Origin of the sequence: Klebsiella sp. RCJ4, assembly GCF_009025755.1 — a bacterium.
Lineage (GTDB): Bacteria > Pseudomonadota > Gammaproteobacteria > Enterobacterales > Enterobacteriaceae > Klebsiella > Klebsiella michiganensis.
This window is the reverse complement of sequence record NZ_WCIN01000048.1, coordinates 23,471-44,194: the sequence shown is the minus strand read 5'-3', so window position 1 is coordinate 44,194 and position 20,724 is coordinate 23,471. Positions and strand designations below refer to the sequence as shown.

Annotated in this window: 19 protein-coding genes; 18 read left to right on the top strand and 1 reads right to left on the bottom strand. The window is 57.0% G+C overall.

The window, feature by feature from the left end; translation table 11 throughout:
• Nucleotides 1-90: 90 nt before the first annotated feature.
• The 8 genes from F8562_RS27820 (at nucleotide 91) to nei (ending at nucleotide 6,409) form a co-directional block, all read left to right on the top strand.
• Nucleotides 91-834, top strand: coding sequence for a type 2 GTP cyclohydrolase I (locus F8562_RS27820; protein ID WP_014228436.1), 744 nt, complete (start codon nucleotides 91-93; stop codon nucleotides 832-834).
• A gap of 15 nt (nucleotides 835-849) precedes the next feature.
• Nucleotides 850-1,506 (top strand): 5-oxoprolinase subunit PxpB, encoded by a 657-nt coding sequence (gene pxpB / locus F8562_RS27815; RefSeq protein WP_004848901.1) that lies wholly within the window; start codon nucleotides 850-852, stop codon nucleotides 1,504-1,506.
• On the top strand, nucleotides 1,500-2,432 hold the full coding sequence (pxpC, locus tag F8562_RS27810; RefSeq protein ID WP_009651642.1) for a 5-oxoprolinase subunit PxpC: 933 nt from the start codon (nucleotides 1,500-1,502) through the stop codon (nucleotides 2,430-2,432). Before pxpB ends, pxpC begins: the two co-directional genes overlap by 7 nt.
• Nucleotides 2,422-3,168, top strand: a complete 747-nt coding sequence (gene pxpA / locus F8562_RS27805; RefSeq protein ID WP_014837837.1) for a 5-oxoprolinase subunit PxpA — start codon at nucleotides 2,422-2,424, stop codon at nucleotides 3,166-3,168. Before pxpC ends, pxpA begins: the two co-directional genes overlap by 11 nt.
• A gap of 62 nt (nucleotides 3,169-3,230) precedes the next feature.
• Nucleotides 3,231-3,956 carry a DUF969 domain-containing protein gene (locus F8562_RS27800; protein ID WP_014228437.1) on the top strand — a complete coding sequence of 242 codons (726 nt, stop codon included), beginning with the start codon at nucleotides 3,231-3,233 and terminating at the stop codon, nucleotides 3,954-3,956.
• On the top strand, nucleotides 3,953-4,948 hold the full coding sequence (locus F8562_RS27795) for a DUF979 domain-containing protein (RefSeq protein ID WP_014228438.1): 996 nt from the start codon (nucleotides 3,953-3,955) through the stop codon (nucleotides 4,946-4,948). The genes F8562_RS27800 and F8562_RS27795 overlap by 4 nt, the downstream gene beginning before the upstream one ends.
• 9 nt (nucleotides 4,949-4,957) lie before the next feature.
• Nucleotides 4,958-5,602, top strand: a complete 645-nt coding sequence (pcp, locus tag F8562_RS27790) for a pyroglutamyl-peptidase I (RefSeq protein ID WP_014228439.1) — start codon at nucleotides 4,958-4,960, stop codon at nucleotides 5,600-5,602.
• 15 nt (nucleotides 5,603-5,617) lie between these two features.
• Nucleotides 5,618-6,409, top strand: a complete 792-nt coding sequence (gene nei, locus F8562_RS27785) for an endonuclease VIII (RefSeq protein WP_014837838.1) — start codon at nucleotides 5,618-5,620, stop codon at nucleotides 6,407-6,409.
• 46 nt (nucleotides 6,410-6,455) lie between these two features.
• On the opposite strand, the gene gltA is transcribed toward nei, so the two are convergent.
• Complete coding sequence (gltA, locus tag F8562_RS27780) at nucleotides 6,456-7,739, bottom strand: citrate synthase (protein ID WP_004100276.1); 1,284 nt, start codon at nucleotides 7,737-7,739, stop codon at nucleotides 6,456-6,458.
• 639 nt (nucleotides 7,740-8,378) lie between these two features.
• Here gltA and sdhC point away from each other — a divergent pair.
• The 10 genes from sdhC (at nucleotide 8,379) to F8562_RS27730 (ending at nucleotide 20,608) form a co-directional block, all read left to right on the top strand.
• A complete protein-coding gene (sdhC, locus tag F8562_RS27775; protein WP_014837839.1) occupies nucleotides 8,379-8,783 on the top strand; it encodes a succinate dehydrogenase cytochrome b556 subunit in 405 nt (134 codons plus the stop codon).
• Nucleotides 8,777-9,124, top strand: a complete 348-nt coding sequence (gene sdhD / locus F8562_RS27770; RefSeq protein ID WP_004100278.1) for a succinate dehydrogenase membrane anchor subunit — start codon at nucleotides 8,777-8,779, stop codon at nucleotides 9,122-9,124. The genes sdhC and sdhD overlap by 7 nt, the downstream gene beginning before the upstream one ends.
• Nucleotides 9,124-10,890 carry a succinate dehydrogenase flavoprotein subunit gene (sdhA, locus tag F8562_RS27765; protein WP_014228442.1) on the top strand — a complete coding sequence of 589 codons (1,767 nt, stop codon included), beginning with the start codon at nucleotides 9,124-9,126 and terminating at the stop codon, nucleotides 10,888-10,890. Before sdhD ends, sdhA begins: the two co-directional genes overlap by 1 nt.
• 15 nt (nucleotides 10,891-10,905) lie before the next feature.
• The gene (sdhB, locus tag F8562_RS27760; protein WP_004130526.1) at nucleotides 10,906-11,622 is read left to right on the top strand and encodes a succinate dehydrogenase iron-sulfur subunit SdhB; all 717 of its coding nucleotides are present in this window, start codon (nucleotides 10,906-10,908) and stop codon (nucleotides 11,620-11,622) included.
• 571 nt (nucleotides 11,623-12,193) lie between these two features.
• Nucleotides 12,194-15,001, top strand: coding sequence for a 2-oxoglutarate dehydrogenase E1 component (gene sucA / locus F8562_RS27755; RefSeq protein ID WP_004130528.1), 2,808 nt, complete (start codon nucleotides 12,194-12,196; stop codon nucleotides 14,999-15,001).
• Between the two features lie 14 nt (nucleotides 15,002-15,015).
• On the top strand, nucleotides 15,016-16,239 hold the full coding sequence (gene odhB, locus F8562_RS27750) for a 2-oxoglutarate dehydrogenase complex dihydrolipoyllysine-residue succinyltransferase (RefSeq protein WP_004848921.1): 1,224 nt from the start codon (nucleotides 15,016-15,018) through the stop codon (nucleotides 16,237-16,239).
• A 99-nt stretch (nucleotides 16,240-16,338) separates the two neighbouring features.
• Nucleotides 16,339-17,505, top strand: coding sequence for an ADP-forming succinate--CoA ligase subunit beta (sucC, locus tag F8562_RS27745; RefSeq protein ID WP_004848923.1), 1,167 nt, complete (start codon nucleotides 16,339-16,341; stop codon nucleotides 17,503-17,505).
• Complete coding sequence (gene sucD / locus F8562_RS27740; protein ID WP_004100288.1) at nucleotides 17,505-18,374, top strand: succinate--CoA ligase subunit alpha; 870 nt, start codon at nucleotides 17,505-17,507, stop codon at nucleotides 18,372-18,374. Before sucC ends, sucD begins: the two co-directional genes overlap by 1 nt.
• 165 nt (nucleotides 18,375-18,539) lie before the next feature.
• Nucleotides 18,540-19,310 (top strand): helix-turn-helix transcriptional regulator, encoded by a 771-nt coding sequence (locus F8562_RS27735; protein ID WP_014837842.1) that lies wholly within the window; start codon nucleotides 18,540-18,542, stop codon nucleotides 19,308-19,310.
• A gap of 395 nt (nucleotides 19,311-19,705) precedes the next feature.
• Nucleotides 19,706-20,608 (top strand): LysR family transcriptional regulator, encoded by a 903-nt coding sequence (locus tag F8562_RS27730; RefSeq protein WP_004848928.1) that lies wholly within the window; start codon nucleotides 19,706-19,708, stop codon nucleotides 20,606-20,608.
• Nucleotides 20,609-20,724 lie beyond the last annotated feature (116 nt).

Here is a 20,724-nt window from a genome sequence, read left to right as displayed (position 1 = left end):
ATGGACGGCGAAGCGGCAGAACTATCGACTGACCGGACGGATACCGTTATGTTATTCCTCTGTACAGAACGAAAACCTGGTGGAACGGCAATGAAAAATAGTGAACTGGAACAACTGATTAATGAAAAACTCAATAGCGCGGCCATCAGTGATTACGCCCCCAACGGGCTCCAGGTGGAAGGGCGCGAAACGATACAAAAAGTCGTCACCGGCGTGACCGCCAGCCAGGCGCTGCTGGATGAAGCCGTCCGCCTGGAGGCCGATGCGGTGATCGTCCATCACGGCTACTTCTGGAAAGGCGAATCGCCGGTCATTCGCGGCATGAAGCGCAATCGCCTCAAAACGCTGCTGGCTAACGACATTAACCTCTATGGCTGGCACCTGCCGCTCGACGCTCACCCGGAACTGGGCAATAACGCTCAGTTGGCGTCGCTGCTCGGCATCAATGTGATGGGGGAAATTGAACCGCTGGTACCGTGGGGCGAACTGTCGATGGCGGTATCGGGCCTGGAGCTGGCTTCATGGATTGAAGCGCGGCTGGGTCGCAAACCGCTGTGGTGCGGCGACACCGGGCCGGATAAAGTCGCCCGCGTGGCCTGGTGCACCGGCGGTGGGCAAAGCTTTATCGACAGCGCGGCCCGCTTTGGCGTCGATGCGTTTATTACCGGTGAAGTTTCAGAGCAAACCATTCACTCGGCGCGCGAGCAGGGGCTGCATTTCTACGCCGCCGGGCACCATGCCACCGAGCGCGGCGGCATTCGCGCGTTAAGCGAATGGCTGACGGAAAATACCGAACTGGACGTCACGTTTATTGATATCCCGAACCCGGCCTGATGAACGGAGGCAAAAGTGCAGCGAGCGCGTTGTTATTTATTAGGTGAAACGGCAGTCGTACTGGAGCTTGAGCCTCCGGTGACGCTGGAAAGCCAGAAGCGGATCTGGCGGTTAGCCCAGCGGCTGGTAGGCCATACCGAGGTGGTGGAAGCCATCCCGGGCATGAACAACATTACCGTGATATTGCGCAACCCGCAGCAGACGGCGTGGGACGCGATTGAGCGCCTGCAGCTCTGGTGGGAGGAGTGCGATACGCTCGAACCGGAATCGCGGGAGGTCTCGGTCCCGGTAGTTTATGGCGGCGAATACGGACCGGATCTGGGAGAAATTGCCCGCCACAGCGGCCTGAGCGAAAAGCAGGTGGTTGAGCTGCATTCGTCGGTGGAGTACGTGGTGTGGTTCCTCGGCTTCCAGCCGGGGTTCCCGTACTTCGGCGGCCTGCCGGAGCAGCTGGCGATGCCGCGACGGGCGGAGCCGCGCCTGCTGGTTCCCGCCGGGTCCGTCGGTATTGGCGGGGCGCAAACCGGGATCTATCCGCTGGCGACGCCCGGAGGGTGGCAGCTGCTGGGGCGTACGCCGCTGGCGCTGTTTGATCCGAAGCGCAAGGAGCCGGTGCTGCTGCGTTCCGGCGACAGAGTGCGTTTCGTGCCGCAAAAGGAGGGCGTATGTTAAAAATTATCCGCGCCGGAATGTATACCTCGGTGCAGGACGGCGGGCGTGAAGGGCTGCGTCAGCTGGGCATCAGCCGCTGTGGCGCTATGGATAAGCCGGCGCTGGTCACCGCTAATCTGCTGGTGGGTAACGGCGCTAACGCCGCGGCGCTGGAGATAACGCTGGGCCAGGTGGATATTCAGTTTGAACGCAGCGGCTGGTTTGCGCTGACCGGCGCCGCCTGCGAGGCGAAGCTCGATGGCGAGCCGGTATGGGTGGGCTGGCGAACGGCGGTCAAGGCCGGGCAGCATCTGGTGCTCAAGAACCCGCAGCACGGCGTGCGCAGCTACCTGGCGGTGGCGGGGGGGATTGCGGTGCCGAAGGTGCTGGGTTCGCGCAGCACCGATCTGAAAGTGGGGATTGGCGGTCTGGAAGGTCGACGTTTGCAGGACGGAGATCGGCTGAAGCTGGGGAAATCGGATAAGCAGTTCCGCGGGCCGCGCGGCGTGAAGCAGCTCCCCATCGGCAACCGCATCCGCGCGCTGCCCGGGCCCGAGTACCAGGAGTTTGATAGCGTGTCGCAGGACACGTTCTGGCGCTCGCCGTGGCAGCTTAGCCCGCAGAGCAATCGTATGGGCTATCGTCTGCAGGGGCAACCGCTGAAGCGGACGACCGACCGCGAGATGCTTTCGCACGGCCTGCTGCCCGGCGTGGTACAGGTTCCGCATAATGGCCAGCCCATCGTACTGATGAACGACGCGCAGACCACCGGCGGCTATCCGCGGATTGCGACCATTATCGAGGCCGATATGTACCAGCTGGCGCAGATCCCGCTGGGACAGCCGATCCACTTTGTTCCCTGCTCCCTGGAGGAGGCGCTGAAGGCGCGCGCCGACAGACAACGTTATTTTGAACAGCTGGCATGGAGACTGAACGATGAAGATTGATTTAAACGCCGACCTGGGCGAAGGCTGCGCCAACGATAGCGCGCTGCTGCAGCTGGTCTCTTCCGCCAATATCGCCTGCGGTTTCCATGCGGGCGATGCGGTGATGATGCTGCAGTGCGTCCGCGAAGCGCTAAAATATGGCGTCGCGGTGGGTGCGCACCCCAGCTTTCCTGACCGGGAAAATTTTGGCCGTACGGCGATGCAGCTGCCGCCGGAAACGGTTTATGCGCAAACGCTGTATCAGGTCGGCGCGCTGGCGGCGCTGGTGCGCGCGCAGGGCGGCGAGCTGCAGCACGTCAAGCCGCACGGCATGCTCTATAACCAGGCGGCAAAAGATCCGCAGCTTGCTGACGCTATCGCCAAAGCGGTATATGACGTTGACGCGGGTCTGGTGCTGGTAGGCCTGGCGGGCAGCGAGCTGATTCGCGCCGGGCAGCGTTATCAGCTGACCACCCGCCAGGAGGTCTTCGCCGACCGCGGCTATCTGGCGGACGGCAGCCTGGTGCCGCGCACCCAGCCCGGCGCGCTGATCGAGAGCGAAGAGCAGTCGCTGGCGCAAACCCTGGAAATGGTGCAGCACAGCCGGGTGCGGAGCATCACCGGCGAATGGGCGCACGTGGTGGCGGAAACCGTCTGCCTGCACGGCGACGGCGAGCACGCGCTGGATTTTGCGCGCCGCTTGCGCGCGGCGTTTGCCGGGCGCAATATACAGGTCAGTGCGGAAGTAAAAGAATAAAAATAATAGTATCAAGTAATTAACATTAGACAACAATTCACAACAACATACAGGATGTAACTATGGGAGAGTCATTATCTCTCTGGCCACTGATCGGCATTGCGGCGATCGTGGTCGGATTTGTTCTGCGTTTTAACCCGGTACTGGTGGTTATTGTGTCCGGGATCATCACGGGTCTGGCGGCGCATATGCCGATCGCGACCATTCTGGAAAAGCTGGGAGAAGGATTTCTTAATACCCGCAACCTGCCGTTTATTCTGCTGCTGCCGCTGGCGGTGATTGGCCTGCTGGAGCGGCACGGTCTGAAAGAGCGCGCGCAGACGTGGATCGCGAAGATCCGCAGCGCCACCGCCGGTCGTCTGCTTATCGTCTATCTTTTCGTGCGTGAAGTGACCGCGGCGATGGGCCTCACCAGCCTGGGTGGTCATCCGCAGATGGTGCGCCCGCTGCTGGCGCCGATGGCGGAAGGGGCGGCGGAGAAAAACTTCGGCGCCTTGCCCGGCGAGGTGCGCTATCGTCTGCGCGCGATGTCGGCGGCGACCGACAACGTGGGCCTGTTCTTCGGGGAAGATATTTTCGTCGCCTTCGGGGCGATTATCTTTATGCATAACTTTATGCTGGAGTCGGGCGGCATTCAGACCGAGCCGCTGCATATCGCCCTATGGGGGATCCCAACGGCGGTCTGCGCCTTCCTGATCCACTCCGCCCGCCTGTGGCGCCTCGACCGCCATCTCCAGCGCGAGCTGGACAAGGTTAACGCCGGGCAGGCGAAAGGCGGTGCCGCATGAATTTTCAGCAAACCTGGCTGTACTGGCTGGCGGGCGCGGTTCTGCTGGCGGTGGCGGTGATGTCATGGCGCGATAAGGCCAACCCGCGCAGGCTGACAACCGGCCTGTTCTGGGGGCTGTATGGCCTGGTGTTTCTGTTTGGCGACTGGACCTATGAGCTGGTCGGCGACAAGCGGGCCGTTAATATCGGCGTTGGCGTGGTGGTGGTGGTGCTGGCGCTGATCGCCGGTTTTGGCGGCGTGCGCCTCGGTCGCTATCATCAGCGCTCGCAGGAAGAACGTACCGCCAGCGCCGCGCGTCTTGGCAATCGGCTGTTTTTCCCGGCGCTGGCGATCCCGGTGGTGACGGTGATCGGCGTGCTGCTGTTTAATAATCTCCCCTCGCTGCAGGTCGCTATCTTTGGCCCGGGCAATCACGCCACGCTGATCACGCTGTTTTCGATGACCGCGGGCACGCTGCTCGGTCTGGTGATGGCTATCCGCATGACCCATGAAACGGCCGCGCAGCCGTTACAGGAAGCCCGCCGCCTGCTGGATTCGGTGGGCTGGGCGTTTATTTTGCCGCAGATCCTCGCGGTGCTCGGGCTGCTGTTTACCGCCGCCGGCGTTGGCAACAGCATCTCCTGGCTGACGCAGCACTACCTGGCGGTAGACAGCCGGTTTATCGCCGTTGCCGTCTATACGCTGGGAATGGCGCTGCTGACGATGGTGATGGGCAACGCTTTCGCCGCGTTTCCTATCGTGACGGCGGGGGTCGGGATCCCGATTCTGGTGCTGCAGCACGGGGGGAACCCGGCGGTGATGGCGGCCATTGGCATGTTCTCCGGCTACTGCGGTACCCTGATGACGCCCATGGCGGCGAACTTCAATATCGTGCCTGCCGCGCTGCTGGAGCTGCCGGATAAAAACGCGGTCATCAAAGCCCAGGTACCGACCGGCGTTATGCTGCTTATCGTGAACGTATTTTTGCTCTATTTCCTGATGTTCCTGTAAGGAGGGATCATGGCTGGCGTGTTAATTACCGGTTTTGAGCCGTTCGGCGGCGAAGCGGTTAACCCTTCGTGGGAAGTGGTTAAGCGGCTGGATGGCGCTATTATCGGCGGACAGCCGGTGGCGGCGCGGCAGCTGCCGTGCGTCTTTGGCGACGCCCTGACGGCGCTTAACGCCGCTCTGGATGAGCTGGATCCCGTCCTGACCCTGGCGATTGGCCAGGCGGGCGGTCGCGTCGACATCACCGTTGAACGGGTGGCGATCAACGTCGATGATGCGCGGATCCCGGACAATAAAGGCCTGCAGCCGATCGACGTACCGATCGCTGCCGGCGGGCCGGCGGCGTACTTCAGCACGCTGCCGATCAAAGCGATCGTAACCGCCCTGCGCAGCCGGGGGATCCCGGCGTCGGTGTCGCAGACGGCGGGGACGTTTGTCTGTAATCACGTGATGTACGGCCTGCTGCACAGCCTGCGTCATCGCAGCGGCGCGAAGGGCGGGTTTATCCATATTCCGTATTTGCCGGAGCAGGCCGCGGCTCATCCCGGCGAAGCCAGTATGGCGGTAGAGACGGTGCAGGCCGCGCTGGAAACGGCCATCGCCGTTGCCCTGCAGCAGGATGGCGATGTGAAAGTCGGCGGTGGGGCAACGCATTAACACAAGGACAAGATTATGCCGGAAGGTCCGGAAATTCGCCGCGCGGCGGATAGCCTGGAAGCGGCGATTAAAGGCGAACCCCTGACCGGGGCGTGGTTCGCCTTCCCGCAGTTACAACATTACCAATCTCAGCTGGTCGGCCAGCGAGTGACGCACATTGAAACTCGCGGTAAGGCGCTGCTGACCCACTTCTCCGGCGGGCTAACGCTGTATAGCCACAATCAGCTGTACGGCGTCTGGCGAGTGGTGGACGCGGGGGCGCAGCCTGAAACGACGCGCGTTCTGCGCGTTCGGCTGCAGACCGCGCGCAGGGCGATTTTGCTCTACAGCGCCTCTGATATTGAGATGCTGACGCCCGAGCAGCTCGCCCGCCATCCGTTTTTGCTGCGGGTCGGGCCGGATGTGCTCGATATGCGCCTTAGCGTTGAACAGGTCAAAGCGCGGCTGCTGTCGGCGAAATTCCGCAACCGCCAGTTCTCCGGTCTGCTGCTGGATCAGGCGTTTCTTGCCGGATTAGGTAACTATCTGCGCGTGGAGATCCTCTGGCAGGTGGGGCTGACCGGGCGGCATAAAGCCTCTGAACTGGATGAAAAACAGCTCGATGCGCTGGCGCATGCGCTGCTGGAGATCCCGCGATTGTCCTACAACACCCGCGGTCTGGTGGACGAGAATAAGCACCACGGCGCGCTGTTTCGCTTTAAGGTTTTTCATCGCGAAGGGGAGGCCTGCGAGCGCTGCGGCGGAATAATCGAGAGAACGATGCTGTCGTCGCGGCCGTTTTACTGGTGCCCGGGATGTCAGCAATAAAAAAACGCGCCTTCAGGCGCGTTTTTTTATTGCTGCGATAGCCCTCTTAACGGGCGATATCGTTTTTGAAATCGCGCTTTTCGTAGCCGGTATACAGCTGGCGCGGACGGGCGATTTTCATGCCGTCGCTGTGCATTTCGTTCCAGTGCGCAATCCAGCCCACGGTACGCGCCATCGCGAAGATAACGGTAAACATAGAAGACGGAATGCCCATCGCTTTGAGGATGATACCGGAGTAGAAATCGACGTTCGGGTAGAGTTTCTTCTCGATGAAGTACGGGTCGTTGAGCGCGATGTGCTCAAGCTCCATGGCCACTTCCAGCAGATCGTCTTTGGTACCGAGCTCTTTCAGCACTTCGTGGCAGGTCTCACGCATAACGGTGGCGCGCGGGTCGTAATTTTTGTACACGCGGTGGCCAAAGCCCATCAGGCGGAAAGAGTCATTTTTGTCTTTCGCGCGACGGACGAATTCCGGAATGTGTTCAACGGAGCTGATCTCTTCGAGCATCTTCAGCGCCGCTTCGTTGGCGCCGCCGTGTGCCGGTCCCCACAGGGAGGCAATACCCGCAGCGATGCAGGCAAACGGGTTCGCGCCGGAAGAGCCGGCGGTACGTACGGTGGACGTTGAAGCGTTCTGTTCGTGGTCGGCGTGCAGAATCAGGATACGGTCCATGGCGCGTTCCAGAATCGGATTCACTTCATATTTTTCACACGGCGTGGAGAACATCATATTCAGGAAGTTACCCGCGTAGGAGAGGTCGTTGCGCGGATAAACGAAAGGCTGGCCGATAGAGTACTTGTAACACATTGCCGCCATCGTCGGCATTTTGGAGAGCAGGCGGAATGCGGCGATATCGCGGTGGCGTGGGTTATTCACATCCAGCGAATCGTGATAGAACGCGGCCAGCGCACCGGTGATACCGCACATGACGGCCATCGGGTGAGAATCGCGGCGGAACGCGTGGAACAGACGGGTAATCTGTTCGTGAATCATGGTGTGGCGGGTAACGATGGTTTTGAATTCGTCGTACTGGGCCTGGGTCGGCTTCTCACCGTTCAGCAGGATGTAGCATACTTCCAGATAGTTGGAGTCAGTTGCTAACTGATCGATCGGGAAACCGCGGTGCAGCAGGATACCTTCATCACCGTCGATAAAGGTGATTTTAGATTCGCAGGATGCGGTGGAGGTGAAACCAGGGTCAAAAGTAAACACGCCTTTTGAACCAAGACTACGAATATCAATAACATCCTGACCGAGCGTGCCCTTTAGCACATCCAGTTCGATAGCAGTATCACCACCCAGGGTGATTTTTGCTTTAGCATCAGACATTTATGGTCTCCTTAGCGCCTTTATTGCTTAAGGCTGCCGGGTGGTGGATTTGCATTCAGCCCGTAGCAGATGACATTACCAGTTTGTTATGTTGCACATCGCTCTGCGTCGCGAAAAGGGCAGGGTACAGAGCAAGGGCGCTTGATGGTACGTCTTCAGCCTACGACGAAACAACAGCAAATCAGCGTTTTAGCAGCCCGAATATTATAAAACTATATACCACTAATAACTGTCCTGATTACATCGGTCAATACTCTCTCACTGTTGCATAACTTATTCTCAGGTAAAAGAGTGACCCCATAACTTTTGCGTATTATTGCATTTATCTGGTAATGGTTGTAACAATAATGTTTAATATTTGTCAAATCAGATGATTAAAAATTAAAAATATGTTGTTATCGTGACATGGATCACTGTTCGGGAGAAAACCCGACAAACTATATGTAGGTTAATTGTAATGATTTTGTGAACGGCCTATACTGCCGCCAGGTCTCCGGAACACCCTGCAATCCCGAGCCACCCAGCGTTATTTTGTCACGCTTTAACTCCTGGAAAGGCGTTTTAACATGACTTTTAGTTATAGATAAGGACGCTGTCTGACCCGCAAGCAGACCGGAGGAAGGAAACAATAAGAACAGCATGTGGGCGTTATTCATGGTAAGAAATGTGAAAAAACAAAGACCTGTCAATCTGGATCTGCAAACGATCCGGTTCCCAATCACGGCGATAGCGTCCATTCTCCATCGCGTATCCGGAGTGATCACCTTCGTGGCGATCGGGATTCTGCTTTGGCTGCTGGGCACCAGCCTTTCCTCTCCCGAAGGTTTTCTCACTGCGGCATCCATTATGGATAGCTTCTTTGTGAAGTTCATCATGTGGGGCATCCTGACCGCGCTGGCGTATCACGCGGTGGTCGGTATTCGCCACCTGCTGATGGATTTTGGCTACCTTGAAGAAACCCTCGAAGTAGGGACACGCTCCGCCAAAATTTCTTTTGTTATTACTGTCGTGCTTTCACTTCTCGCAGGAGTCCTCGTATGGTAAGCAACGCCTCAGCACTAGGACGCAACGGCGTACATGACTTTATTCTGGTCCGTGCTACCGCTATCGTTCTGACCCTCTACATCATCTATATGGTTGGCTTCTTTGCCACCACCGGTGAAATTTCATGGGAAGTCTGGACGGGCTTTTTCTCCTCCGCGTTCACTAAAGTCTTCACCCTGCTGGCTCTCGTTTCCATTCTGATCCACGCCTGGATCGGAATGTGGCAGGTATTAACGGACTACGTTAAACCACTGGCCGTGCGCTTAATTCTGCAACTGCTGATCGTTGTTGCGCTGGTGGCTTACGTTCTTTATGGATTTGTTGTGGTGTGGGGTGTGTAATGAAATTGCCTGTCAGAGAATTTGATGCTGTTGTCATTGGTGCCGGCGGCGCAGGTATGCGCGCGGCGCTGCAGATTTCCCAGAGCGGCCAGAGCTGTGCGCTGCTCTCTAAAGTTTTTCCGACCCGTTCCCATACCGTTTCCGCGCAGGGTGGTATCACCGTCGCGCTCGGTAATACCCATGAAGATAACTGGGAATGGCATATGTACGACACCGTTAAGGGGTCGGACTACATTGGCGATCAGGACGCCATCGAATACATGTGTAAAACCGGCCCGGAAGCGATTCTGGAGCTGGATCATATGGGTCTGCCGTTCTCGCGTCTCGAAAATGGCACGATTTATCAGCGTCCGTTCGGCGGCCAGTCGAAAAACTTCGGCGGCGAGCAGGCGGCACGTACCGCTGCGGCGGCTGACCGTACCGGTCACGCCCTGCTGCACACCCTCTATCAGCAGAACCTGAAGAATCACACCACTATTTTCTCCGAGTGGTACGCGCTGGATCTGGTGAAAAACGCCGATGGCGCGGTGGTCGGTTGTACCGCCCTGTGTATCGAAACCGGTGAAGTGGTTTACTTCAAGGCTCGCGCCACCGTGCTGGCTACCGGCGGCGCCGGTCGTATCTACCAGTCCACCACCAATGCCCATATCAATACCGGCGACGGCGTTGGTATGGCGATCCGCGCCGGCGTGCCGGTGCAGGATATGGAAATGTGGCAGTTCCACCCGACCGGTATCGCCGGGGCGGGCGTTCTGGTGACAGAAGGCTGCCGCGGTGAAGGCGGCTACCTGCTGAACAAACACGGCGAACGTTTCATGGAACGTTATGCCCCGAATGCGAAAGACCTGGCGGGTCGCGACGTGGTGGCGCGTTCCATCATGATCGAAATCCGTGAAGGTCGCGGCTGCGATGGTCCGTGGGGCCCGCACGCCAAGCTGAAGCTCGATCACCTCGGTAAAGAAGTGCTGGAATCCCGCCTGCCGGGTATCCTGGAGCTCTCCCGCACCTTTGCCCACGTCGACCCGGTAAAAGAGCCGATTCCGGTTATCCCAACCTGCCACTATATGATGGGCGGTATTCCGACCAAAGTGAGCGGACAGGCGCTGACCGTCAACGAGCAGGGCGAAGATGTGGTTATTCCGGGACTGTTCGCGGTAGGCGAAATCGCCTGCGTATCGGTACACGGCGCGAACCGTCTGGGCGGCAACTCGCTGCTTGACCTGGTGGTCTTTGGCCGCGCGGTGGGTCTGCACCTGCAAGAGTCTATCGCCGAGCAGGGCGTACTGCGCGACGCGACGGATGAAGAGATCGACGCTTCTCTGGAACGTTTGAACCGCTGGAACGGCAACCGGAATGGTGAAGACCCGGTCGAAATCCGCAAAGCGCTGCAAGAGTGTATGCAGCATAACTTCTCGGTCTTCCGCGAAGGGGATGCAATGGCGAAGGGCCTTGAGCAGCTGAAAGCCATCCGCGAGCGTCTGAAAAACGCCCGCCTGGATGATACTTCCAGCGAGTTCAACACCCAGCGCGTTGAGTGCCTGGAGCTGGATAACCTGATGGAAACCGCTTACGCCACCGCGATGTCTGCGAACTACCGTACCGAAAGCCGCGGCGCGCATAGCCGCTTCGACTTCCCGGATCGTGATGATGAAAACTGGCTGTGCCATTCCCTGTATCTGCCAGAGTCGGAATCCATGACGCGTCGTAGCGTCAATATGGAACCGAAGCTGCGTCCGGCATTCCCGCCGAAGATTCGTACTTATTAATGCGGAGACAGGAATATGAAACTCGAGTTTTCAGTTTATCGTTATAACCCGGACGTAGACGATGCTCCGCGCATGCAGGATTACACCCTGGAAGCGGAAGAGGGTCGCGACATGATGCTGCTGGACGCGTTAATCCAGCTGAAAGAGAAAGACCCGTCGCTGTCGTTCCGCCGCTCCTGCCGTGAAGGGGTTTGTGGCTCCGATGGTCTGAACATGAACGGGAAAAATGGTCTGGCGTGCATCACGCCGATCTCCGCGCTGAATCAGCCGGGTAAGAAAATTGTTATCCGTCCGCTGCCAGGATTACCGGTTATCCGTGATTTGGTGGTAGACATGGGGCAATTCTATGCACAATATGAGAAGATTAAGCCTTACTTGTTGAATAATGGGCAAAATCCTCCGGCTCGCGAGCATCTGCAGTCGCCAGAGCAGCGTGAGAAACTCGATGGTTTGTACGAGTGTATTCTCTGCGCATGTTGTTCAACGTCTTGCCCGTCGTTCTGGTGGAACCCGGACAAGTTTATCGGCCCGGCCGGCCTGCTGGCCGCGTATCGCTTCCTGATCGACAGCCGCGATACCGAAACCAGCGAGCGCCTCGAAGGGCTGAGCGATGCTTTCAGCGTATTCCGCTGTCACAGCATTATGAACTGCGTCAGTGTGTGTCCTAAGGGGCTGAACCCGACGCGCGCCATCGGCCATATTAAGTCGATGCTGCTGCAGCGCAGTGCGTAAGTAACCCGGTCTGCCCCGGATGGCGCTAGCGCTTATCCGGGCTACCAAAAGCAGTAGCCCCGGCAGCGTTCGCGCCGCCGGGAAATGAATACCCTAAATAATTCGAGTTACAGGACAAAACGGCTAGCCGTTTTGAACAGCGCTTGCGCTGGCCCCGTAGGGGCGAGGCCGAAGGCCGAGTCACGCGGCGACGCAGCGAATCCCCAGGAGCTTACTCAAGTAAGTGACTGGGGTGAGTGAGGAAAGCCAACGCACATGTAACTTGAAGTATGAAGGGGATAGCAGGAAATCTTTAAAAACCGCCAAATATGTACCAGTAATCAAGGCGTTCAGAGCGAGGTAAGGCGGCAACTGAACGCATCCCCGGGAGCATAGTGAACTATGTGACCGGGGTAAGTGAAGGCAGCTAACGCAACCGCAGCCTGAACGCCGAAGATTAATGGCAGTTTTTAAAGGTTCCTTAGCGGACGAAACCACAACTCATCCGCAACAAGTGAACCCCGGCACGTACAACTTCTGTGCGTGGTAGTTTCTACGGCGAAATAAGCATATAAATGCTTAAGGGATCACGATGCAGAACGGCGCAATGAAAGCCTGGCTGGACTCTTCTTACCTCTCTGGTTCGAACCAGAGCTGGATAGAACAGCTCTATGAAGACTTCTTAACCGATCCTGACTCTGTTGACGCCAACTGGCGTTCTATGTTCCAGCAGTTACCTGGCACCGGAGTCAAACCGGATCAATTTCATTCCAAAACGCGTGATTATTTCCGCCGCCTGGCGAAGGATGCCTCGCGTTACACTTCTTCGATTTCCGACCCTGACACCAATGTGAAGCAGGTTAAAGTCCTGCAGCTCATCAACGCATACCGCTTCCGTGGTCACCAGCATGCGAATCTCGATCCGCTGGGACTGTGGCAGCAAGAGAGAGTGGCGGATCTCGATCCGGCTTACCACGATCTGACCGAGGCCGATTTCCAGGAGATCTATAACGTAGGTTCTTTTGCCATCGGTAAAGACACGATGAAGCTGGGCGATCTGATCTCTGCCCTGAAGCAAACCTATTGCGGCTCCATCGGCGCGGAATATATGCACATTACTTCTACCGAAGAAAAACGCTGGATCCAGCAGCGTATCGAGTCGGTAGCAGGCAAAGCGAGCTTTAGCGCCGAAGAGAAAAAACGCTTCCTGAGCGAGCTGACCGCGGCGGAAGGCCTCGAACGCTACCTCGGGGCGAAATTCCCGGGCGCGAAACGCTTCTCGCTGGAAGGCGGCGATGCGCTGATCCCGATGCTCAAAGAGATTATCCGCCACGCGGGTAAGAGCGGCACCCGCGAAGTGGTGCTGGGCATGGCGCACCGCGGTCGTCTGAACGTACTGGTCAACGTGCTGGGTAAAAAACCGCAGGACCTGTTCGACGAATTTGCCGGTAAACATAAAGAACACCTCGGTACCGGTGACGTGAAGTACCACATGGGCTTCTCGTCCGACATGGAAACCGAAGGCGGCCTGGTGCACCTGGCGCTGGCGTTTAACCCGTCGCACCTGGAAATCGTCAGCCCGGTGGTTATCGGCTCCGTACGCGCTCGCCTCGATCGTCTCGACGAACCGAGCAGCAACAAAGTTCTGCCGATCACCATTCACGGCGACGCCGCGGTCACCGGCCAGGGCGTGGTTCAGGAAACCCTGAACATGTCCAAAGCGCGCGGTTACGAAGTGGGCGGTACCGTACGCATCGTGATTAACAACCAGGTGGGATTCACCACGTCTAACCCGCTGGATGCGCGTTCTACCCCGTACTGCACCGACATCGGTAAGATGGTGCAGTCGCCGATTTTCCACGTCAACGCCGATGACCCGGAAGCGGTCGCTTTCGTGACCCGCCTGGCGCTGGATTTCCGTAATACCTTCAAACGCGATGTCTTCATTGACCTGGTGTGCTACCGCCGTCACGGCCACAACGAAGCCGACGAGCCGAGCGCAACCCAGCCGCTGATGTATCAGAAAATCAAAAAGCACCCGACCCCGCGCAAAATCTACGCTGACAAGCTGGAAGCCGATAAGGTCGCGACGCTGGAAGACGCTACCGAGCAGGTTAACCTCTACCGCGACGCGCTGGATGCTGGCGAATGCGTGGTGCAGGAGTGGCGTCCGATGAACATGCACTCCTTTACCTGGTCCCCGTACCTCAACCACGAGTGGGATGAGAGCTATCCGGACAAAGTTGAACCTAAGCGTCTGCAGGAGCTGGCGAAACGCATCAGTACGGTGCCGGAAGCCGTTGAGATGCAGTCGCGCGTCGCGAAAATCTATGGCGATCGTCAGGCAATGGCCGCCGGCGAGAAGCTGTTCGACTGGGGCGGCGCGGAAAACCTCGCCTACGCCACGCTGGTCGATGAAGGTATTTCGGTGCGTCTGTCCGGCGAAGACTCCGGGCGCGGGACCTTCTTCCACCGCCACGCGGTGATCCATAACCAGAAAAATGGTTCAACCTATACGCCGCTGCAGCACGTCCACAACGGTCAGGGCCATTTTAAAGTCTGGGACTCCGTGCTGTCGGAAGAAGCGGTCCTGGCATTTGAATACGGCTATGCCACCGCAGAGCCGCGTACTCTGACCATCTGGGAAGCGCAGTTCGGCGACTTCGCCAACGGCGCGCAGGTGGTTATCGACCAGTTCATCAGCTCCGGCGAGCAGAAGTGGGGCCGTATGTGCGGTCTGGTGATGCTGCTGCCGCACGGCTACGAAGGCCAGGGGCCGGAGCACTCCTCCGCGCGTCTGGAACGCTATCTGCAGCTCTGCGCCGAGCAGAACATGCAGGTTTGCGTACCGTCCACGCCGGCGCAGGTTTACCATATGCTGCGTCGTCAGGCGCTGCGCGGTATGCGTCGCCCGCTGATCGTGATGTCGCCGAAATCGCTGCTGCGTCACCCGCTGGCGGTATCGAGCATGGACGAACTGGCTAACGGCACCTTCCAGCCGGCAATTGGTGAAATCGACGATCTCGACCCGAAAGCCGTGAAGCGTGTTGTGCTGTGCTCTGGTAAGGTTTATTACGACCTGCTGGAACAGCGCCGCAAGAAAGAGCAAAAAGATGTCGCTATCGTTCGCATAGAGCAGCTCTACCCGTTCCCGCACCAGGCGGTACAGGAAGCGCTGAAACCGTATGCGCACGTGCATGATTTTGTCTGGTGTCAGGAAGAACCGCTCAACCAGGGCGCGTGGTACTGCAGCCAGCATCACTTCCGTGAAGTGATTCCGTTTGGGGCCTCTCTGCGTTATGCAGGCCGCCCGGCCTCCGCCTCTCCGGCGGTAGGATACCTGTCCGTTCACCAGAAACAGCAACAAGATCTGGTCAATGACGCGCTGAACGTCGATTAATTAAAGGATACATAATGAGTAGCGTAGATATTCTGGTTCCCGACCTGCCTGAGTCCGTAGCTGACGCAACGGTTGCCACCTGGCATAAAAAACCGGGCGATGCGGTTGTTCGTGACGAAGTGCTGGTAGAAATCGAAACTGACAAAGTGGTACTGGAAGTACCGGCTTCAGCGGATGGCATTCTGGACGCGGTGATTGAAGACGAAGGCGCTACCGTGCTCTCTCGTCAGATCCTCGGCCGCCTGCGTGAAGGCAACAGCGCGGGCAAAGAGTCCGGTGCGAAAGCCGATGCCAAAGAGTCGACGCCGGCCCAGCGCCAGCAGGCTTCTCTGGAAGAACAAAACAACGATGCGCTGAGCCCGGCGATTCGCCGTCTGCTGGCGGAACACAGTCTCGACGCGGCGGCCATTAAAGGCACCGGCGTTGGCGGCCGCCTGACCCGTGAAGACGTGGAGAAGCATCTGGCGAGCGCGCCGGCTAAAGCTGAAGCGCCGGCGGCTGCACCCGCTGCTGCTGCTCCGGCGGCGCAACTGGGCAACCGCTCGGAAAAACGCGTGCCGATGACCCGTCTGCGCAAACGCGTTGCCGAGCGTCTGCTGGAAGCGAAAAACTCCACCGCCATGCTGACGACCTTCAACGAAGTCAACATGAAGCCGATTATGGATCTGCGTAAGCAGTACGGTGACGCGTTTGAAAAACGTCACGGTATCCGCCTGGGCTTCATGTCCTTCTACGTGAAGGCGGTCGTGGAAGCGCTGAAACGCTATCCGGAAGTGAACGCCTCTATCGATGGCGACGACGTGGTGTACCACAACTATTTCGACGTCAGCATGGCGGTCTCCACGCCTCGCGGCCTGGTCACCCCGGTTCTGCGCGACGTCGATCTGCTGGGCATGGCGGATATCGAGAAGAAAATTAAAGAGCTGGCAGTAAAAGGCCGCGACGGCAAGCTGACCGTAGACGACCTGACCGGCGGTAACTTCACCATTACCAACGGCGGCGTATTCGGTTCTCTGATGTCCACGCCGATCATCAACCCGCCGCAGAGCGCGATTCTGGGTATGCATGCCATTAAAGATCGTCCGATGGCGGTGAATGGTAAGGTGGAAATTCTGCCGATGATGTACCTGGCGCTCTCCTACGACCATCGTCTGATCGACGGACGTGAGTCGGTTGGCTACCTGGTTGCGATTAAAGAGCTGCTGGAAGACCCGACTCGTCTGCTGCTGGACGTGTAGTCAGCAAGAGTATGACCTACCGTAGGCCGGGTAAAGCGCGCGAGCGCCGTTATCAGGCCTACAGGTTTATAATTATTCCCTGAAGGATGGACTGAACACATGAACTTACATGAATATCAGGCAAAACAACTCTTTGCCCGCTATGGCTTACCGGCGCCGGTGGGTTATGCCTGTACTACTCCGCGTGAAGCAGAAGAAGCCGCTTCAAAAATCGGCGCGGGTCCGTGGGTAGTGAAATGTCAGGTTCACGCTGGTGGCCGCGGCAAAGCGGGCGGTGTGAAAGTAGTGAAGAGCAAAGAAGACATTCGCGCATTTGCTGAACACTGGCTGGGCAAACGCCTCGTCACCTATCAAACAGATGCGAACGGCCAGCCGGTTAACCAGATTCTGGTTGAAGCGGCGACCGATATTGATAAAGAGCTGTACCTGGGCGCGGTTGTTGACCGTAGCTCCCGTCGCGTGGTCTTTATGGCCTCTACCGAAGGCGGCGTGGAAATCGAAAAAGTGGCGGAAGAGACCCCGCACCTGATCCACAAAATCGCCATCGATCCGTTGGCGGGTCCGATGCCTTACCAGGGCCGCGAACTGGCGTTCAAACTGGGTCTGGAAGGTAAACAGGTTCAGCAGTTCACCAAAATCTTTATGGGCCTGGCGACCATTTTCCTTGAGCGCGATCTGGCGCTGATCGAAATCAACCCGCTGGTGATCACTAAGCAGGGCGACCTGATCTGTCTCGACGGTAAACTGGGCGCTGACGGCAACGCGCTGTTCCGCCAGCCGGACCTGCGCGAAATGCGCGACCAGTCGCAGGAAGACCCGCGCGAGGCTCAGGCGGCGCAGTGGGAGCTGAACTACGTCGCGCTGGACGGCAACATCGGCTGCATGGTGAACGGCGCGGGCCTGGCCATGGGCACCATGGACATCGTTAAGCTGCACGGCGGCGAACCGGCTAACTTCCTCGACGTTGGCGGCGGCGCAACCAAAGAGCGCGTCACCGAAGCGTTTAAAATCATCCTCTCTGACGACAACGTAAAAGCGGTTCTGGTTAACATCTTCGGCGGTATCGTACGCTGCGACCTGATTGCCGACGGCATCATCGGCGCGGTAGCCGAAGTGGGCGTTAACGTCCCGGTAGTGGTTCGTCTGGAAGGTAACAACGCCGAACTGGGCGCGAAGAAACTGGCTGACAGCGGCCTGAATATTATTGCAGCGAAAAGTCTGACGGATGCAGCTCAGCAGGTTGTTGCCGCAGTGGAGGGGAAATAATGTCCGTTTTAATTAATAAAGATACCAAGGTTATCTGCCAGGGCTTCACCGGTAGCCAGGGTACATTCCACTCTGAACAAGCCATCGCTTACGGTACGCAAATGGTTGGCGGCGTAACGCCGGGCAAAGGCGGCACCACCCATCTGGGCCTGCCGGTGTTCAACACCGTGCGCGAAGCGGTAGAAGCGACCGGCGCAACCGCATCCGTTATCTACGTTCCGGCGCCGTTCTGCAAAGACTCCATCCTGGAAGCTATCGATGCAGGCATTAAGCTGATTATCACTATCACCGAAGGCATCCCGACGCTGGATATGCTGACCGTGAAGGTGAAGCTGGATGAAGCGGGCGTGCGCATGATCGGGCCGAACTGCCCGGGCGTGATCACCCCAGGCGAATGCAAAATCGGCATCATGCCGGGCCACATTCACCAGCCGGGTAAAGTGGGCATCGTTTCCCGTTCCGGTACCCTGACCTATGAAGCGGTTAAGCAGACCACTGATTACGGCTTCGGCCAGTCTACCTGCGTGGGCATCGGCGGCGACCCGATCCCGGGCTCTAACTTCATCGATATCCTGAAGCTGTTCCAGGAAGATCCGCAGACCGAAGCGATCGTCATGATCGGTGAGATCGGCGGTAGCGCGGAAGAAGAAGCGGCCGCTTACATCAAAGATCACGTGACCAAACCGGTTGTCGGCTACATCGCCGGCGTGACCGCGCCGAAAGGCAAACGTATGGGTCACGCGGGCGCCATCATTGCCGGTGGTAAAGGGACGGCGGATGAGAAATTCGCCGCGCTGGAAGCCGCTGGCGTGAAGACCGTTCGCAGCCTGGCCGATATCGGCGAAGCGCTGAAAACCGTAATTAAGTAATAAGTAAAAAAACAGCCCTGACGTTCTGCATGGTTAAGGGCTGGTCCAATTTCGACATGGTTGGCCATCTGATGATGGCCTTTTTTTTGCCTGCCGCTGCGCCATCAGGCGTTACGCCGTTTTCGCCCGCGATTTCATGCCGTTTAATCATATTCATCTGTGCAAATGAGATTATTTTTTGCGTCCGGCATCATCCTTTTTATCCGCGCTATTTTGCATATTAAGTGCTTGCAAAAGGCGGTGGGGAATAATGTGGTGCGAAAGAAAAGGCATGAACAATGGGAGGGCTTTAGCTCGCTGGCAGCGCTTTTTTCGCGGGCTACCGGGCTGGAGACCACGGTGATTGAGGCGAATGACAATCGACTACCTGCTGGCTATGGTGGGTTAAATTTCTTTGCCTTACCGCTGATTCAGGACAATACATTATCCGGTTATATTATTTGCGACCATCATAACGCGACCGACAACCAGCATCGGGCGGCGGCGATAAGATTACTGCATTTTATCGTTAATAATATGTCTGCGATTGCAGAAAACAGGCAAGTGGACGAGAAACCGTTGCGGCATAAGAGAGAGTTTTATTATTCGCAAAAATCGTCGCATGAAATAAAACTGCTGTCGGCATTACGCTATATTGATGAAAATTTATATGGTGAGCTGTCTTTAGAGACCGTCGCCGCTCACGTTTGTTTAAGCGCAAATTATTTTAGTCGTTTTTTTAAAAAACGCCAGGGGGTGAATTTTAAAGTCTGGGTTAATCAGCGCAAAATGCAGCGTGCCGGAGAACTGCTTGGCGATCCGTCATATTCGGTAGACAGCGTAGCGCGTAAGCTTCAGTTTGCGCAAACCAGCTACTTTTGTCGGGTGTTTCGCGCCGCTCATCGCACCAGCCCGCAGTCGTTCCGCGATCGGCATCTCGCAGCCGCTTCACGGTAAGTCGATTAGCCGCCGTTTTATCGTTAATACAGATTTTTCCTGGAGCGCTCATAATGTGTGGCCGATCGCGGAAAAATTTTCATTTATGCTCACCAGCGGGCAATTAAATTTCACCGTCTCATCGACTGACTTCGCAAATAAACAAGTTAATGTGAAAAAATATTGACAACTTATTGCTGTTATTTGCATGGCAATCACATTGTTTAAATTGTGTTTATTGTAGTGCCTGGGTATTATTGGTTATTATTTGATCAATAACAGTGTGCATTAATCATGGAATAGATCAATGACATCTGAAGGTAAAATAAAATATAACACCCGGGGCTAATCTGATGTCCTTGCGCGCTTTTTTTATCTATTAAACAATTTTTTGCACGCCGTAAATGGAAGACGTTATGAGAGGAAAAATCCCCAAAACTGAATTACTGGTGACCTTTGAGGTTGTGGCTCGCCACGAAAGTTATACTCGAGCAGCGGAAGAGTTGGCTTTAACACAAAGCGCCGTGTTCCGACAGGTCACGGCGCTGGAGGATTTCCTCCATACGTCATTATTTAATCATGCTAAAAAAAGGATTTTTTTAAATGCGGCTGGCAAGCATTATTTGACTATCGTTAAGGAAACGCTAAACAAACTGGAACGTGATACCAACTCCATTATGACATGGCAACCGACGGTGCAGGTGCTTGAGCTGGCCGTCAATCCTACCTTTAGCACCCACTGGCTGATCCCCAACCTGCGCGAGTTTAATAAATTACATCCGGGCATTATCGTTAATATTCATTCGCTGGCTAATATTGGCGATTTTCTTAGCCGCGAGTACGATGCCGCCATTATGCGCGAGGATTTTTGCTCGCCGTGGGCGGAGGTTGAGTATCTGTTCGAAGAGGAAATTCTGCCGGTGTGCGGCTGCGGGCTGCTGTCCGAACCCGGGCAGAAGCTGGCGGTCGAGGAGCTGCTGGGCGAGTTTCCGCTGCTGCATCAAAGCACGCGAATTCACGGCTGGCAGGAGTGGTTTGCGCTGTCGAATATCACCAGCCCGCAGATCAACATCGGTCCGCGTTTTGACCTGCTCTCAATGCTGATTGCGGCGGTGCGTTCGAACCTGGGGGTGGCGCTGCTGCCGCGTTTTGCCATTCAGCATGACCTGGATAGCGGTGAGATGGTGATCCCCTGCGATGTGCCGATTCGCACCGGCAACCGCTTCATTATGACGTGGCAGGAGGATAAAGCGGAATCCCGACATTTACAGGTATTCCGCGAGTGGCTGCTGCAAAAATCGGTGGTCTCGGCAGCCTGACGGCGCGTTATCCGGGCCGCAGACGGCGGTGCCGGGCGCAGAGCGGCATCATTTCCCGGAGGCGATGCTGCGCATCTGTCCGGGCTACCGGCCCGCAGACGGCGGTGAACCCGTAG

What these genes read in the sequence shown, in the direction of transcription:
- F8562_RS27820 (WP_014228436.1), top strand. Translation starts at nt 91, where the DNA reads ATGAAAAATAGTGAACTGGAACAACTGATTAATGAAAAACTCAATAGC.
- pxpC (WP_009651642.1), top strand. Translation starts at nt 1,500, where the DNA reads ATGTTAAAAATTATCCGCGCCGGAATGTATACCTCGGTGCAGGACGGC.
- pxpA (WP_014837837.1), top strand. Translation starts at nt 2,422, where the DNA reads ATGAAGATTGATTTAAACGCCGACCTGGGCGAAGGCTGCGCCAACGAT.
- F8562_RS27800 (WP_014228437.1), top strand. Translation starts at nt 3,231, where the DNA reads ATGGGAGAGTCATTATCTCTCTGGCCACTGATCGGCATTGCGGCGATC.
- F8562_RS27795 (WP_014228438.1), top strand. Translation starts at nt 3,953, where the DNA reads ATGAATTTTCAGCAAACCTGGCTGTACTGGCTGGCGGGCGCGGTTCTG.
- pcp (WP_014228439.1), top strand. Translation starts at nt 4,958, where the DNA reads ATGGCTGGCGTGTTAATTACCGGTTTTGAGCCGTTCGGCGGCGAAGCG.
- nei (WP_014837838.1), top strand. Translation starts at nt 5,618, where the DNA reads ATGCCGGAAGGTCCGGAAATTCGCCGCGCGGCGGATAGCCTGGAAGCG.
- gltA (WP_004100276.1), bottom strand. Translation starts at nt 7,739, where the DNA reads ATGTCTGATGCTAAAGCAAAAATCACCCTGGGTGGTGATACTGCTATC.
- sdhC (WP_014837839.1), top strand. Translation starts at nt 8,379, where the DNA reads ATGTGGGCGTTATTCATGGTAAGAAATGTGAAAAAACAAAGACCTGTC.
- sdhD (WP_004100278.1), top strand. Translation starts at nt 8,777, where the DNA reads ATGGTAAGCAACGCCTCAGCACTAGGACGCAACGGCGTACATGACTTT.
- sdhA (WP_014228442.1), top strand. Translation starts at nt 9,124, where the DNA reads ATGAAATTGCCTGTCAGAGAATTTGATGCTGTTGTCATTGGTGCCGGC.
- sdhB (WP_004130526.1), top strand. Translation starts at nt 10,906, where the DNA reads ATGAAACTCGAGTTTTCAGTTTATCGTTATAACCCGGACGTAGACGAT.
- sucA (WP_004130528.1), top strand. Translation starts at nt 12,194, where the DNA reads ATGCAGAACGGCGCAATGAAAGCCTGGCTGGACTCTTCTTACCTCTCT.
- odhB (WP_004848921.1), top strand. Translation starts at nt 15,016, where the DNA reads ATGAGTAGCGTAGATATTCTGGTTCCCGACCTGCCTGAGTCCGTAGCT.
- sucC (WP_004848923.1), top strand. Translation starts at nt 16,339, where the DNA reads ATGAACTTACATGAATATCAGGCAAAACAACTCTTTGCCCGCTATGGC.
- sucD (WP_004100288.1), top strand. Translation starts at nt 17,505, where the DNA reads ATGTCCGTTTTAATTAATAAAGATACCAAGGTTATCTGCCAGGGCTTC.
- F8562_RS27735 (WP_014837842.1), top strand. Translation starts at nt 18,540, where the DNA reads ATGAGATTATTTTTTGCGTCCGGCATCATCCTTTTTATCCGCGCTATT.
- F8562_RS27730 (WP_004848928.1), top strand. Translation starts at nt 19,706, where the DNA reads ATGAGAGGAAAAATCCCCAAAACTGAATTACTGGTGACCTTTGAGGTT.